This is a genomic window from Brucella gallinifaecis (genome assembly GCF_006476605.1).
Classification (GTDB): Bacteria; Pseudomonadota; Alphaproteobacteria; order Rhizobiales; family Rhizobiaceae; genus Brucella; species Brucella gallinifaecis.
Genome location: NZ_ML636800.1, coordinates 306,059 through 320,829 on the forward strand (window position 1 = coordinate 306,059; position 14,771 = coordinate 320,829).

The following is a 14,771-nucleotide window of genomic DNA, read 5'->3' on the forward strand; positions in this document are numbered from 1 at the left end:
AAATCCCCACTGTGTAATGCGTGTGGGGCTGAAATAGGAAAGACTGATGACACTGGTATAACAGTTCTTCAATTAAATGGTGAATTCACCTCATTGGTCATTATTACGAGAGCACTGCTTCTGAAGAAAACCAGCCAGCCCATAAAATGCCTTCTAGAATTATGATTTCCTAAATGTAAAAATAATAGAAATTAATTCTAGTATACGATCAAGAACAGCAGTTTCAAACGCTTCATTAGAAGAAAATTCCTATATTGTAGAGAAAATAAAATATTTTTACAGGTGGTCTCCCAATGAAGTTCGCAAAAATTCTCGCTACAGCTGGCCTTATTCAGGCTGCAATTCTTGGCACCGCTCTTGCTGGTGACAATCTCGACGCCATCAAATCGGCTGGTGTTTTAAAAATTGGCACTGAAGGCACTTATGCACCTTTCACCTACCATGATAAGGACAATAAGCTCGTTGGCTTTGATGTCGAAATAGGCGAAGCCGTGGCGGACAAGCTCGGCGTCAAGCCTGAGTTTATTGAAGGCAAGTGGGATGGTCTTATCGCGGGTCTTGATGCAAAGCGTTATGACGCTGTCATCAATCAGGTTGGCATCACCGAAGAACGGCAGAAGAAGTTCAACTTCTCCAATCCTTATATTGTCTCCAAAGTCGTGCTCATCGTAAATGATAAAAACGATACGATCAAAGATTTCCCCGATCTGAAAGACAAAAAATCGGCTCAGTCACTCACCAGTAATTATGGCCGTCTTGCCAAAGAAGCTGGTGCAGAACTGGTTGCGACCGACGGTTTTGATCAATCGATCCAGCTTGTTCTGACGGGGCGTGCAGATGCGACGCTGAATGATAGCCTCTCCTTCCTTGATTTCAAGAAACAACAACCGGATGCACCGGTAAAGGTCGTTGCTGAAAAAGAAAATGCCGATGCTTCGGGCATTATTGTGCGCAAAGGCGACGACGATCTGGTCGCTGCAATCAACAAAGCCCTTGATGAAATCAAGGCAGACGGTACTTACGCTAAAATTTCACAGAAATATTTCGGCCAGGATGTTTCAAAATAAGTCTTGATTGATTGAAACAAAGGAAGCCGGAACCAGTTTCCGGCTTCCTTTGTTTATCCGCATATTTTCGTCTAATGTGCTTCCAAATGCTGCATAAACAGGAAGTGCTATAGAATATTCAGTATTCTCAATTAAGGAACCCGATACGTGCCCGATTGGCTTCAACTTATGGCGGATTCTCTGCCCACTCTGCTTTGGGCCGGACTCAAATTTACCATCCCTCTGACGATTTTGTCCTTCATTTTCGGCCTGTCACTCGGACTGCTTACAGCACTGGTTCGTCTGTTTGCACCGGTTTGGCTGTCTTTCGTTGCCCGATTTTATGTCTGGATTTTTCGCGGCACGCCGATGCTGGTTCAGCTCTTTGTCATTTTCTATGGACTTCCAAGCGCTGGCATATATCTCGATGCCTTCACGGCTGCCATTATCGGATTTTCACTCAATGTCGGCGCTTATAGTTCTGAAGTTATCCGTGCCGTCATTTCCTCCGTTCCAAAAGGTCAGTGGGAAGCAGCATATTCCATTGGCATGAGCTGGCGACAGGCATTGATACGCACAATTCTGCCACAGGCTGCACGAACTGCGGTGCCTCCGCTGTCAAATACCTTTATCTCGCTGGTAAAAGATACCTCGCTTGCCGCTGCAATCACCGTGCCCGAACTTTTTCAGTCAGCACAACGTATTGTCGCAACCACCTATGAACCGCTCGTGCTTTATATCGAAGCAGCGCTGATCTATCTGGCACTGAGCACTGTTCTTTCCAATCTGCAGGGAAGACTTGAAAAGCGCTTCAGACGTTATGGCGGTACGTTGGAGACAAATTCATGATTGAGCTGAAAAATATTGTAAAAAGCTTTGATAATGTGGTCATTCTAGACAATATCAACGTAACAATTGCTGAAGGAACAGTGACAGCACTTGTTGGCCCATCAGGGGGCGGCAAGAGCACCTTGCTGCGTTGCATCAATCTGCTTGAAATTCCAACGTCTGGCACATTAACTCTGGGCGGCCAAACCATCACGATCAGCCCTGACTACAAACCCAGTTGGCAATCGATCCAGTCTATTCGTCGTCAAACAGGTATGGTGTTCCAGAATTTTCAACTTTTCCCGCACCAGACCGCGATCCAGAATGTTATGGAAGGTTTGATCACGGTTCTTAAATGGCCAAAGGATAAAGCACGGGATCGCGCAATGGAGCTGCTTACAAAAGTGGGCATGGCACATAAAGCCGATGCCTGGCCTGCAACACTGTCAGGTGGCCAGCAACAGCGTATTGCGATTGCACGTGCACTTGCACCCTCACCACGTGTTCTCTTGTGTGATGAGCCGACATCCGCCCTTGATCCTGAACTGGCGTCAGAAGTTGTCGATGTACTGAGCAAACTTGCCAATGAAGGCACAACAATGGTTATTGCTACGCATGACCTGCGTCTTGCTTCAAAGATTGCGCAAAATGTTGTGTTTCTGGAATCAGGGAATATTGTCGAAACTGGTAGCGCACATGATGTTTTCGTAAAGCCACAGCGGGATCGCACGAAGCAATTTGTGGCAACGATCAATGCAGCACATAGCTACGATATCTAGGGGCAGGACGCTAGGTGTTTAGTTCCGGCATTTGCAACAGCAAAAGCCCTTATTCATGATGATTATATCAGATTCATATGTAGTTTTATCAAATTTCCGATAACTGGCCCCTGCCTGCCTCTTGGTAAATATCCAAAGCGCTGCTACATTAAGGGCAACGTAAAAATTGAAGCGCCTTGATTGCGTCCATTCAGGATCGCACGGCGCCATAAGGATAAGAACCTTGAAGAACCCCGAGGAGCGCCCCGCAGGAATGGCGCAACAAGGGGCGTCCGGCGGACTAGCGGGCAATATAAAGACCCGGAATCCGTCCGAAAACGGCAAGCGCAAGCCGCAAAATAATGCCGTTTCAGAAGTCGGCAAGGCAGCACAAGCCTCCGATTCAGGGCGCTCAGAGACTGAAAGCAAAGGCTCGCAAAGCCAAAGGAAACGTGCGCGCAGACGTCATCGTGGGAAAATGTCCCGCGGTGGAGAAACACCTGCGCAAAAAAATGTTTCTGCAGAAGCTCCTGCAAACGAAAAACCTTCAGATGGCAAGCCTGCGGGCAAGCTTTCGAATCGTCGTCGTCGTGCCCGTAAGAAAAAACAGGCGCGTCAGCAAAGTGGTGCACCTCTTCACAACGACAATACGACAAAAACACAAAACGCACCTGCACGCTCTGACAATGCTCACGCACATCAGGCCAAGCGCAGTCACACAGGAGTGCAGCAGCCGCGCAATAATGCATATGAACCACCGCTTTATGCAGCGCTTGACCTTGGAACCAATAATTGCCGCTTGCTGATTGCATCCCCAACGCGCCCTGGTCAGTTTCGTGTTGTGGATGCGTTTTCTCGTATCGTTCGGCTTGGTGAAGGACTCAGCGCAACCGGACGATTGAGCGATCAGGCCATGCAACGTGCAATTGATGCGCTCAAAATCTGCCATGACAAGCTTGCCGCACGCAAGATCAGGCGTGCTCGTCTCATTGCCACCGAAGCCTGCCGCGCGGCAGAAAATGGTGAAGAATTTCTCGCACGTGTTCGCGAAGAAACCGGGCTGGAGCTTGAAATCGTTGATCGCCAGACTGAAGCACGGCTTGCTGTTTCAGGTTGTGGAACGCTTGTCACACGTGAGACGGATGCTGTCGTTCTGTTTGATATTGGTGGCGGTTCGTCCGAAATTGCTTTGATCGACGTATCCCAGCGCCGTTCCCCGCGACTGGCTGAACATATCACAGCCTGGACATCTCTGCCCGTTGGTGTTGTCACGCTTGCCGAACATTTTGGAGGGCGCAATGTCACCCAGCAAAGTTTTGATGCCATGGTTGATCATGTCACACAATTGCTTTCCGGTTTTTCGGAACGCAATAGTTTGGGCAAGCTGACCATTGGCTCTCGTTTTCACCTGCTGGGCACATCTGGCACTGTAACAACTCTTGCTGGTATCCATCTTGGTCTTGAACGCTATGACCGTCGAAGGGTAGATGGTATGTGGATGCAGTCCCATGATGTTACACAGATGACCAACCGTCTGTTGTCCTGGGACTTTGAAGCACGGGTTGCCAATCCTTGTATTGGCGCCGACCGCGCCGATCTGGTACTTGCAGGTTGCGCTATTCTTGATGCCATACGCAATGTGTGGCCGAGTGAAAAACTTCTTGTAGCCGATCGTGGATTACGCGAAGGCATATTGACCGAACTCATGTCGCGTGACGGTGCATGGCGCCACAACCGCGCACCAGCCGTCAAAAATGGCGGCAAAACCGACGTAAGAAGCAGGCACTAAAATGAGCAAAGCAGGCGGCAACAAAAGCGGTACGAAAACCGGCGGGCGTGGTGGTGCGGGCACCAGCAATCTTCGTGTACGGGTGAAGAAAAAAGCCGGAACGATCAAGGAATCGTCGCGTCGTTGGCTGGAACGCCATCTGAACGATCCTTATGTGCACAAATCAAGGCAAGACGGCTATCGTTCTCGCGCTGCCTATAAGCTGATTGAAATCAATGATCGTTACAACCTTCTCAAAAAGGGGCAACGCATCATAGATCTTGGGGCGGCTCCAGGCGGCTGGTCGCAGATTGCGGCCAAGATTGTTGGCTCAACGGACGAAGCACCACAGGTCGTCGGTATTGATTATCTGCATGTGGATCCGCTTCCGGGTGTCATTCTACTCGAAATGGACTTTCTCGATGATGCTGCCCCTGAAAAGCTGATGGAAGCACTGGGGGAAAAACCCGATCTGGTTATTTCGGATATGGCGGCGCCAACGACTGGTCATCGCCGTACCGATCACCTTCGCACTGTGCATTTGTGTGAAGTTGCCGCCGATTTTGCAATATCTGTTCTCAAGCCGGGTGGTCACTTTCTGACAAAAACATTTCAGGGCGGCACTGAAAACGATCTTCTGGCGATGCTCAAACAAAAATTCAAATCTGTGCATCATATCAAGCCACCCGCATCGCGTGCTGAATCTGTCGAACTTTACCTGCTCGCTCGCGACTTCAAAGGCTGACAATCGTAGCAGTGAACTCTTTCATTTGTCGTTAGACATGCTGGCTTCTTCCAAGGCTGCAACCTCGTTGTGTTTGCGCTTGAACTTGTGTGCGCTCGAAAGTTCATGCCCCGCATCCGGTGCCAGTCTTGCAAACCAGAAAAAGGCCGTTGCGGATACAAGCGCCACAATAAAGAACCCCACGTGAAAATCGATCAACTGAAGTGGTGCAGCGCGAAAAGCTGTACTCAGTTCAAGAACTCCACCAGCCAGTGAAACGCCAAGCGCAATTGAAACCTGTTGCGCCACTGCGGTTATAGGTGTCGCCTGACTTGTTCTGGTATCTGGAATTTCGGCAAAAGCCAGTGCATTCACACCAGTGAAGAACAGAGAGCGAAAAAAGCCTCCGATCAACAAAAAACCGATAATGACACCATAGGGTGTATCGGGGAAAAACAGACCGTTGGCCGCAATGAAGCCCGCTGAAATCAATGATCCATACATCAGCGTACGGCGAAAACCGAACAGATTATACACCTGCTTCGCACCGAACTTCATGCTTATAGCGCCAATCGCGGAAACGAAAGTCATCATGCCCGACTGGAAGGGCGTCATGCCAAAACCAAGCTGAAACATTAAAGGCAAAAGAAACGGAATTGCTCCAATACCCAGCCGGAACACACTGCCACCAACAACAGCAGAGCGGAAAACCTGATTGTTGAAAAGTTTCAGATTAAGCAAAGGGTCAACCGTGCGGCGCGCGTGAACAATATAAAATATTGCGCAGACAAGTCCGAGCGCCAGAACCGCAGCGCCAATCATTGGTGGCAATGCAGGCAGACTAACCACCGACAAGCCAAACACGACACCTGACATGGCAACACCAGACAGGATAAATCCCGGCCAATCCAGCGGCTTGATAATACGTTCACCCGTATCTGGAAGAAAGCGCGTTGCAAACCAGATACCCAAAAGACCGATTGGCATATTGATCAGAAATATCCAGTGCCACGTGAAAAAAGTCGTAATGAAGCCACCAACCGGAGGCCCAACCAGCGGCCCGACCATTGCCGGTATGGTAAGCCACGCCATTGCTGAAACCAGTTCATTTCGTGGTGTCGCGCGGATCAATACCAACCGCCCGACCGGAGTCATCATTGCGCCGCCCATTCCCTGCAAAAAACGCGAAACGACAAATGCTGCAAGAGAATTCGAAGCAGCACAGGCAACGGAACCAACGACAAAAACCGCAATTGCTGCGCGAAAAACATTCTTTGCCCCGAATCGATCTGCCATCCAACCGCTAACTGGAATGAAAACCGCGAGCGAGACGAGATATGCGGTCAATGCGAGTTTCAAGGCGATCGGGCTGGTGCCAATATCAGCAGCAATAGCTGGGAGCGAAGTCGAAATAACATTCGAATCCATCTGTTCCATGAAAAGAGCAATGGCCAATACGAGAGGAACGATGCGATTCACAATAAAAATCCGAATAAAAGCAGCGACTTATACTCTATTTTCAGCTCGTTTACAGCCTGCATTCGGTGGAATACGCCTTGCCGATTAGTCAGGCTTTATGCATCACAAAGCGGTGGATTGCACAAATTGCAAGTTATTTTATCGAGCACCTATCATCTCACGCATTGTTTCAACCATTCACAATTACGTAATACAGGGTTGCGAAAGCTGTAACAGGCTGTTACATTCCGTTATAGTTCTCGTGCTTTAGAATCCGATGTGGAGGCATCGTGGTTCAAGGAGGTAGAAAATGAATGATATTACTAGATCGGCGCTCATATATGGAATGATGATCATTTCATTGAACACTGCGCTGGCTATCGGCCTTCTTGGGCTGGACTTCCTGCGCTAAACGCTAAATCCACCGTAATAAATATGCCCTCCAGGCAAATATGCAAAAGAGTGCTCTTCATTTTTAAGAGCACTCTTTTAGTATAAACAGGCAAATTATCTTTTTAATTGCCTCGTTGTTTAGTCCCAAAGTATGCTGGATTTGAAGATCCTATCATTAACATGGCATCCACGTTTAGAAACTTCAAATCCGTAAACCACACTCGATATCCTTATCCCAAAACCGGTTCCTCGTTTAAAAATTATATTCTAAACAATTCGCGCCTGTGTTTTGGGTTCGAAGAACACCGCCTTGTCGAGATTGAATGCAAGACAAGATCGCTGCCCCGCCGCAATAGGTGCGTCCGCACGCAAACGCGCAACCACCTGTTTGCCGCCAATGCGTGTCACAGCAAATGTATCTGAACCAGCAGGCTCGACAACATCAATCAGACAATCAGCCTCAGCAATAAATCGGGCATTACGGTCAGCGCCATCAAGATCAGTCAGTGCTTCCGGGCGAATACCAAAAATGACATTCTGGCCTAGATGATCACCAAGGCTTTCTGGCGCTTTTTTAAGAGGGATTTTCAAGGGATCCCCTTCGCCCTGCTCCAACATTATTGCAAAATCTGAACCATCCTTTTCAACACTTGCATTCAGCAAATTCATAGCTGGAGATCCCATAAAATCTGCCACAAACATATTGGCGGGATTGTTGTAGATTTCCGCAGGAGTTCCAAACTGCTGAAGGACACCATCCTTTAAAACAGCAATTTTTGTTGCAAGCGTCATCGCCTCGATCTGATCATGAGTCACATAAACGATTGTCGTCTTCATGCGATGATGCAGCCGCTTGATCTCGGTACGCATATCCACACGTAGTTTGGCATCGAGGTTAGACAGCGGTTCATCAAACAAGAACACTTGCGGATTGCGCACAAGTGCACGCCCCATAGCCACACGCTGGCGCTGACCACCTGAAAGCTGGCTTGGTTTGCGATCAAGAAGATGACCGATCTGCAAAATATCAGCCACTTCCTGAATTGCCTTGTCACGCTCTGGCTTTGGCACTTTACGAATTTCCATCCCGAAAGCGATATTCCCCGCAACTGTCATGTTTGGATAAAGCGCATAGGACTGGAACACCATCGCGATATCACGCTGTGATGGATGCAGGCCGGAAATAGAGTGCCCATTGATCGAAATATCGCCAGATGTAATCGGCTCAAGACCAGCAATTGTGTTAAGCAAAGTCGATTTACCGCATCCCGACGGGCCAACCAGAACCAGAAAGCCGCCCTCTTCGATTTCGATATTGATATCCTTCAAGACCGCAACATTGCCGTAGGATTTATAGAGATCAGTAATTTTCAGAAATGACATTTAAGATTTATCCCTTAACGGCACCGGACATCAGACCACGCACGAAATAACGCCCGGAAACGATGTAAACGATCAGCGTTGGCAGGGCAGCTAGAATGGCGGCTGCGAAATGAACGTTATATTCCTTGACGCCTGTGGATGAGGAAACGAGATTATTCAACGCAACTGTCATCGGAGTTGAATGTACACCAGAAAAAGAAGCACCGAAAAGAAAGTCGTTCCAGATATTGGTAAACTGCCAGATGACTGAAACAACGATAATCGGACCGGATGACGGCAGAAGAATGCGCCAGAAAATCTGGAAAAAACTCGCACCATCAATTTGTGCTGCACGAACCAGCTCGGTAGGAAACGCCTCATAATAATTGCGGAAATAAAGCGTCGTAAAACCGATGCCATAAACCACATGGACGAGGATCAGCCCCCAGATCGTGCCGGCAATGCCCAGCATACCCAGCACACGCGCCATCGGGATCAGCACAATCTGAAACGGGATAAAACACGATAACAGCAACAGCCCGAAGAAAATATTTGAACCGCGAAAGCGCCATTTTGTCAGAACATAACCGTTCAATGCGCCAACAATCGTTGAAATGACAACCGCTGGCACGACCATAAGGATCGAGTTGATAAAAAATGGCTTAAGACCCGTTGGCTGTACACCAATCTGAGCCGTCGACCATGCTGACAGCCATGGCTCAATTGTCCATTGCTGTGGCAAACCTAGCATTCCACCCTGACGGATTTCTTCGAGTGGCTTGAACGAATTGACCAGCATTACATAAAGCGGCAACAGGTAATAAATCGCAAAAAGCAACAGCGCAGAATAGATCAAAGCGCGTGTGAGCTTGCCACTGCTGATCGCATTTTCCTGGAGTTGGACACTCATGAGCGCGATCCTCCACGAATTTCGGAATAGAGATATGGAATGATGATCGAGAAGATCATCACCAGCATGATAATTGCCGATGAAGCGCCAATGCCCATCTGGTTTCGTGTAAATGTATAGGAATACATGAAGGTCGCGGGCAATTCTGTTGCCTGTCCCGGCCCTCCCCCGGTCAGGGCAATCACAAGGTCATAGGCTTTGATCGCAAGATGGGCGAGGACCACAAAAGCCGACAGAAATACCGGACGCATCAAGGGGATGATAATGCGTCGATAAATTGTGCCTGTTGAAGCGCCGTCAATCTGCGCTGCCTTGATAATTTCATTATCGACACCACGCAAACCCGCCAGGAACATCGCCATGACGAAACCCGACGACTGCCAGACCGCTGCAATCACAAGGCAATAGATCGCCATCGTGTTGCTCTTGATCCAATTGAAAGTAAAGCCTTCCCACCCCCAGACCCGAATTGTATGTTCAAGACCGATGCCCGGATCAAGAAACCATTTCCAGGCCGTGCCCGTCACGATGAATGATAGCGCCATCGGATAGAGATAGATCGGCCGCAGAAAGCCTTCGCCACGGATTTTCTGATCGAGCAGAATAGCCAGAAACAGGCCGATCACAGAACAGATGACAATATAAAGAGAAGCAAAAATCGCAAGATTGGTAACGGCACGCCACCAATGCGGCAATGCCCACAATTTTTCATAATTCGTAAGACCAACAAAGCCATAAGACGGCAGCATTCGGCTATTGGTGACAGAAAGAATGCCTGTGTAAATGATGAACCCATATACAAAAACGAGGACAATAAGAAAGCTCGGTGCCATTACCAGCTTAGGCACCAGTTCCTGTAGCCGTCTGTTACGCTGCATATTCGCGCCACCCATTTCTACGCTGCACACCCGGCACCGTTCAATCGCGGCGCTCTTGATGCGGGCTATTGTTCCAACGGCATTATTGTCTGCCGCTCACTGCAATAAATTTATTCAGGCAAAAAATTAGCCTGTAGTTCAATGAATTGTCATGCTTGAAAGGAAAGCGCCCGGAAATGCCGGGCGCTCACTTTTGCTTATTTCGCGCCTTCAACAGCAGAAACCAGTTCCTTAACAGCATCCTCTGAGGAAAGCTGGCCGTTAAACTGACGGGTCACGACGTCATAAATCGCGTTCTTGACAGAGGCCGGATTTGCATAGCCATGCCCCATCGAGCCGAGCATTGTGCCCTTTTCTGCCGCTTCCTTGACGTCAGCAATAGCTTTCTTGCCACAAGCATCAAAATCAGTATCAGGCACATCGGTGCGTGCAGGCGCCGAGCCTTTGACCACATTAAAGGCCGACTGGAATGCCGGGCTTTCAATAGCCGAAGCCATTTCAAGCTGCGCAGGAACCTTGTCATCAGCAACCTTGAACATGGCGAACATATCGGAATTAAAGGTCACAGATCCTTGCGTTTCCGGGTAGCGCACGCAGACAAAGTCTTCGCCTGGTTTCTTGCCAGCCTTGACGAACTCACCTTTCGCCCAATCCCCCATGAACTGAACGCCAGCCTTGTCTTCAATCACCATGGCCGAAGCCAGATTCCAGTCACGACCGGAAAAATTGTCATCCACATAAGAACGCAACTTGGTCATACGATCAAACGCCTGCTTCATCGTATCACTGCCCAAAGCTTCCGGGTCGAGGTCAATAAAAGCCTTTTTGTAAAAGTCTGGACCAAAAGAAAGTACGACAGCGTCGAAAATCGTTGCATCCTGCCAGGGCTGGCCACCGTGCGCGATAGGGATGATGCCCTGTTCCTTGAACTTGTCCAGAAGGGCTACGAGTTCATCCCAGTTGGCAGGCTCTTTACCACCAGCCTTGTCGAGAGCTGCCTTGTTGATCCACATCCAGTTCGTGGAATGAATGTTCACAGGCGCAGCAATCCAATGGCCGTCATATTTGGCAAATTCCTGCAAAGGTGCTGGAATAACCTTGTCCCAGCCTTCCTTGTTGGCAACCTCATCCAGATTACCAAGTGCGCCCTGTTCCGACCAGTCGCGAATATCAAAACCCAGCATCTGCACAGCCGTTGGCGCATTACCTGCTGTCACGCGTGCACGCAATACGGTCATCGCTTCGGTTCCACCGCCGCCCGCAACCGGCATATCCGTCCAGCTGATACCCTTGGCCTCAAGATCCTTCTTCAGAACATCAAGAGCCGCAGCTTCGCCGCCAGCTGTCCACCAATGCAGGACTTCAACATTCTGCTTGTCCTGTGCACTGACGCTCACAGGTGCCATTGCTGCAAGCATTGCACAGCCAGCCGTACTCATTACTGCCATTCTGAAAAGTTTATGCATGTGTCTACCTCCCGTAGAACTCTACAAAACAAAATTTCATCGGACATTCTGCGTGCCTCAGACCCGCATATCCAAAAGAGCTTCCAATCTGCTTTGAGACCTCCATCCCATTTATTAATCGCAGCTCCTCCTGCGATTGACAACGTTGTCTTTTTAGAGCGAACTAACCCCTCAAAACAAGATGTATGCTTAACATAGGCTTAGATACGGGACATGAGTCAATATAATTTACACAAAATAGCGCCAAATAATGCGTCAACTATCGGCTTAAAAGGAAAAATCCCTCTAAATAATGAAGTAAAAATAGTGTGTTAGCCTATTAAAAACATTTCTGGCAGTAAGCTTTAATCCTATACTCAATATGCGCTAAAAAATACGCCAAACTGTCTTTTTCCAAGCATAAATTTCCCGTGAACGGGCTGGACAAGGCCGTTTAAAATGCATATTTTCCGGCTGTTCGCACAATGGTGTGCGGACTTGTTCTCGGGGCGGGGTGAAACTCCCCACCGGCGGTATGAAGAGCAATCTTCGAGCCCGCGAGCGCTTGAAATTCAAGCCTTCTGCAAGGCATGTTTCAAGGTCAGCAGATCCGGTGAGATGCCGGAGCCGACGGTTAAAGTCCGGATGAAAGAGAGCGAATGAGCGTTAAACCTCGTGTTTTGCGAAGGTTTTCGTTTTTTTGTGCGCCCTGATTCTAGTTTCGTGAGGAACCTATGAACCAGAGCTATCCGAACAAGACATCTTTTAAAATCGCTTTCATTCAGGCGCGCTGGCATGCCGATATTGTTGATGAAGCACGCAAGAGCTTCATTGCTGAACTGGCAGCTAAAACTGGTACCAATGTTGAAGTTGAAGTCTTCGACGTACCAGGAGCATATGAAATTCCGCTTCACGCCAAAACACTCGCCAAGACCGGTCGCTATGCGGCAATTGTTGGCGCTGCATTCGTGATTGATGGTGGTATTTATCGTCATGATTTCGTGGCTACTGCCGTTATCAATGGCATGATGCAAGTACAGCTTGAGACCGAAGTTCCGGTTCTCAGTGTATCTCTGACACCGCATCACTATCACGACAGCAAAGAACACCATGAGTTTTTCTTCAACCATTTCAAGGTGAAGGGCGTAGAGGCTGCACATGCAGCGCTGCAAATCATCAGCGAACGCGCTCGCATTGCAGCACTGGTTTAATCATGTTCATAGCCGGCCTTGCATCAACAGGGCCGGTTATTCGCTGATAATACGCTCAGGATGCGAATAGACATCAAAATCCTCCCCCCGAACAAGTGCCACAAGCGTCAGATTGGCTTCATCGGCCGTACGGATCGCTAACGCTGTCGGTGCCGAAATTGCAGCCAATAATGGCACGCCAAGAATAATGGCCTTCTGCACCATCTCGACGGAAACGCGGCTGGTAATCGCCACCAGACCCTGCCCTGCCGGCCTGCCCGCATGCGCCATTGCTCCGATGAGCTTATCCAGAGCATTGTGACGCCCAACATCCTCACGAACGGCTAAAAGCCCCTCGCCCGGAAGATAGAAGCCTGCACCATGCACGGCTCTCGTTTCTGCATTTAATGTCTGAGAGACGCTCAAAGCGTTCATAGCAGCAATAATCGATAGAGACTTAAAACGTAAATGGCTGCCAGACAGCATTGGTACTGGCCGCAAAGCCTGATCAATGGAATCAATACCACACAAGCCACAGCCAACAGGACCGGCCATAAATCTGCGTCGCGTGACAAGCGTCTCGCCCGGCTGCTCAGTCAATCGCATTTGAACATCAATGCCTTTCTCAAAGACCTCAATGTTCAAATCTTCGATTTCAGAAATATTGGATATGATACTTTCAGTAAGACTGAATCCGACTGCAAAATCCTCCAGATCGGCAGGTGTTGCCATCATGACGGCGTGGGTTGTGCCATTATAGCTCATGGCAACAGGCACTTCTTCCGGCACCTCGCGAGAACTTCCATAAAAGCCTGTCTCGCGTCGCACGAGACGCGGCAGATTCTGGCTGATCTTTGGTATCCTCATATCATTTGGCCTCTGGTCATAAAGACTTTCAACCTGTCTTACCATTTATTGTCAGCTACTCAATGACTTTGAAGCGGCAGATAAAGCTGTCATTGCGCCCTTGCAGCAAGGTTCGCGAACAAGCTATACAAGCAAGTCTCAAAACGTCGCAAATGACGATGAAGCTGTGTTCCGACTGATACTCTTTTAGGTGCAAAATAATGGATATTCGCCAGATCGACGATAACTACTCAGTCACCGGACAAATCTCGCCGGATGATGTGCGTGATATTGCGGCTGAAGGCTTTCAGACAATTATCTGCAATCGTCCAGATGGCGAAGAAGGGCCAAACCAGCCGGTTTTTGCAGAAGTTGCAAAAGTGGCCGAAAAAGTGGGCATCAAAGCCTATTACATCCCGGTTGTCGGTGGACAGCTCACCCAGGAGAATGTCGACGAAATGGCTTCTGCACTTGCCGAAGCCGAAGGTCCAATTCTGGGTTATTGTCGCTCTGGCACACGCTCTACGAATATTTACGGTATCGTCCAGAGCCAAAAGCGCGGATAAAGAATGAGCGCAAACTATATGGACGGTGTTGCCTCAAAGGCATTCTAACAGTCTTTGCAAACATGGTGATCATCGTCCAGTCGTGCGCGGGCCAAAAAAGCGGGGGTTTGTAAACCGGGTGCGGCGAACATTATGTAGCGAATATTGGCGATAATAGCTCATCGCCGTACGAACCGCCGTTGCGATAACACCGCCGGCAACCATCACCCAACCAATGATCTGCGGCCAGTTAAAGCTTTCGATACCGGCGCTTAAAGCCACAATAACAACACCGGCCCAAAGAACTGCAGCTGTACGACGCCAGAAAACCGGATTTGTTTCATCAAATACTGCCTTCCATAGCGAAAGCACAAGACAGGCGAAGAAAACGGCTGCCGCCAAACCAATGTTCAGCAACTCGACCGGAAGCCACTGTTGCGTATTCAGCATAGTTTCCACCATCTTATTCCTTCCGCGCATCTGGCATTGACTTGACTTGTCTTTGCATCTCAGGCCTGTTTTTTGCATCTCAGGATTGCGCGGTCTTGTTTCAATTATGACCATTGAGCTTTCGTTTTGTGGTAGAAACATGGAAATAATGCCGGGATACAGTCACATAT

General features: G+C 48.8%; 14 protein-coding genes and 1 riboswitch. Of the genes, 7 read left to right on the forward strand and 7 right to left on the reverse strand.

The window, feature by feature from the left end; genetic code table 11:
* Positions 1–293: 293 nt before the first annotated feature.
* The 5 genes from FHY56_RS01350 (at position 294) to FHY56_RS01370 (ending at position 5,145) form a co-directional block, all read left to right on the forward strand.
* Positions 294–1,067 (forward strand): amino acid ABC transporter substrate-binding protein, encoded by a 774-nt coding sequence (locus tag FHY56_RS01350; protein WP_140903378.1) that lies wholly within the window; start codon positions 294–296, stop codon positions 1,065–1,067.
* A 147-nt stretch (positions 1,068–1,214) separates the two neighbouring features.
* On the forward strand, positions 1,215–1,895 hold the full coding sequence (locus FHY56_RS01355; RefSeq protein ID WP_140903379.1) for an amino acid ABC transporter permease: 681 nt from the start codon (positions 1,215–1,217) through the stop codon (positions 1,893–1,895).
* Complete coding sequence (locus FHY56_RS01360) at positions 1,892–2,653, forward strand: amino acid ABC transporter ATP-binding protein (protein ID WP_140903380.1); 762 nt, start codon at positions 1,892–1,894, stop codon at positions 2,651–2,653. Before FHY56_RS01355 ends, FHY56_RS01360 begins: the two co-directional genes overlap by 4 nt.
* A 223-nt stretch (positions 2,654–2,876) precedes the next feature.
* On the forward strand, positions 2,877–4,421 hold the full coding sequence (locus FHY56_RS01365) for a Ppx/GppA phosphatase family protein (RefSeq protein WP_235889396.1): 1,545 nt from the start codon (positions 2,877–2,879) through the stop codon (positions 4,419–4,421).
* Position 4,422: 1 nt separating this feature from the next.
* A complete protein-coding gene (locus FHY56_RS01370; RefSeq protein ID WP_140903381.1) occupies positions 4,423–5,145 on the forward strand; it encodes an RlmE family RNA methyltransferase in 723 nt (240 codons plus the stop codon).
* Between the two features lie 21 nt (positions 5,146–5,166).
* Here the strand turns inward: FHY56_RS01370 and FHY56_RS01375 are convergent, their stop codons facing one another.
* The 5 genes from FHY56_RS01375 to FHY56_RS01400 all read right to left on the reverse strand — a co-directional run bounded on the left by FHY56_RS01375 (position 5,167) and on the right by FHY56_RS01400 (position 11,591).
* Positions 5,167–6,603, reverse strand: a complete 1,437-nt coding sequence (locus FHY56_RS01375) for an MFS transporter (protein ID WP_235889397.1) — start codon at positions 6,601–6,603, stop codon at positions 5,167–5,169.
* 639 nt (positions 6,604–7,242) lie between these two features.
* On the reverse strand, positions 7,243–8,358 hold the full coding sequence (locus FHY56_RS01385) for an ABC transporter ATP-binding protein (RefSeq protein WP_140903382.1): 1,116 nt from the start codon (positions 8,356–8,358) through the stop codon (positions 7,243–7,245).
* Between the two features lie 7 nt (positions 8,359–8,365).
* A complete protein-coding gene (locus FHY56_RS01390; RefSeq protein WP_140903383.1) occupies positions 8,366–9,247 on the reverse strand; it encodes a carbohydrate ABC transporter permease in 882 nt (293 codons plus the stop codon).
* Entirely contained in the window at positions 9,244–10,125 is an 882-nt protein-coding gene (locus FHY56_RS01395) for a carbohydrate ABC transporter permease (protein ID WP_140903384.1), read from the reverse strand. The genes FHY56_RS01390 and FHY56_RS01395 overlap by 4 nt, the downstream gene beginning before the upstream one ends.
* A 197-nt stretch (positions 10,126–10,322) precedes the next feature.
* Positions 10,323–11,591, reverse strand: a complete 1,269-nt coding sequence (locus FHY56_RS01400) for an ABC transporter substrate-binding protein (protein ID WP_140903385.1) — start codon at positions 11,589–11,591, stop codon at positions 10,323–10,325.
* A gap of 475 nt (positions 11,592–12,066) precedes the next feature.
* Positions 12,067–12,231: riboswitch (FMN riboswitch) on the forward strand.
* A 73-nt stretch (positions 12,232–12,304) separates the two neighbouring features.
* Here FHY56_RS01400 and FHY56_RS01405 point away from each other — a divergent pair.
* The gene (locus FHY56_RS01405; RefSeq protein ID WP_140903386.1) at positions 12,305–12,781 is read left to right on the forward strand and encodes a 6,7-dimethyl-8-ribityllumazine synthase; all 477 of its coding nucleotides are present in this window, start codon (positions 12,305–12,307) and stop codon (positions 12,779–12,781) included.
* 36 nt (positions 12,782–12,817) lie between these two features.
* Here the strand turns inward: FHY56_RS01405 and fdhD are convergent, their stop codons facing one another.
* Complete coding sequence (gene fdhD, locus FHY56_RS01410) at positions 12,818–13,627, reverse strand: formate dehydrogenase accessory sulfurtransferase FdhD (protein ID WP_140903387.1); 810 nt, start codon at positions 13,625–13,627, stop codon at positions 12,818–12,820.
* Positions 13,628–13,827: 200 nt separating this feature from the next.
* Here fdhD and FHY56_RS01415 point away from each other — a divergent pair, with 200 nt between their 5' ends.
* Positions 13,828–14,172, forward strand: coding sequence for a protein tyrosine phosphatase family protein (locus tag FHY56_RS01415; protein ID WP_140903388.1), 345 nt, complete (start codon positions 13,828–13,830; stop codon positions 14,170–14,172).
* Between the two features lie 69 nt (positions 14,173–14,241).
* Here the strand turns inward: FHY56_RS01415 and FHY56_RS01420 are convergent, their stop codons facing one another.
* The gene (locus tag FHY56_RS01420) at positions 14,242–14,631 is read right to left on the reverse strand and encodes a hypothetical protein (protein ID WP_376890034.1); all 390 of its coding nucleotides are present in this window, start codon (positions 14,629–14,631) and stop codon (positions 14,242–14,244) included.
* Positions 14,632–14,771 lie beyond the last annotated feature (140 nt).

Excerpts from the sequence above, each read along its gene's own strand:
- fdhD (WP_140903387.1), bottom strand. The coding sequence starts at position 13,627 with ATGAGGATACCAAAGATCAGCCAGAATCTGCCGCGTCTCGTGCGACGC.
- FHY56_RS01405 (WP_140903386.1), top strand. The coding sequence starts at position 12,305 with ATGAACCAGAGCTATCCGAACAAGACATCTTTTAAAATCGCTTTCATT.
- FHY56_RS01360 (WP_140903380.1), top strand. The coding sequence starts at position 1,892 with ATGATTGAGCTGAAAAATATTGTAAAAAGCTTTGATAATGTGGTCATT.
- FHY56_RS01350 (WP_140903378.1), top strand. The coding sequence starts at position 294 with ATGAAGTTCGCAAAAATTCTCGCTACAGCTGGCCTTATTCAGGCTGCA.
- FHY56_RS01385 (WP_140903382.1), bottom strand. The coding sequence starts at position 8,358 with ATGTCATTTCTGAAAATTACTGATCTCTATAAATCCTACGGCAATGTT.
- FHY56_RS01415 (WP_140903388.1), top strand. The coding sequence starts at position 13,828 with ATGGATATTCGCCAGATCGACGATAACTACTCAGTCACCGGACAAATC.
- FHY56_RS01390 (WP_140903383.1), bottom strand. The coding sequence starts at position 9,247 with ATGAGTGTCCAACTCCAGGAAAATGCGATCAGCAGTGGCAAGCTCACA.
- FHY56_RS01370 (WP_140903381.1), top strand. The coding sequence starts at position 4,423 with ATGAGCAAAGCAGGCGGCAACAAAAGCGGTACGAAAACCGGCGGGCGT.
- FHY56_RS01400 (WP_140903385.1), bottom strand. The coding sequence starts at position 11,591 with ATGCATAAACTTTTCAGAATGGCAGTAATGAGTACGGCTGGCTGTGCA.
- FHY56_RS01395 (WP_140903384.1), bottom strand. The coding sequence starts at position 10,125 with ATGCAGCGTAACAGACGGCTACAGGAACTGGTGCCTAAGCTGGTAATG.
- FHY56_RS01420 (WP_376890034.1), bottom strand. The coding sequence starts at position 14,631 with ATGCGCGGAAGGAATAAGATGGTGGAAACTATGCTGAATACGCAACAG.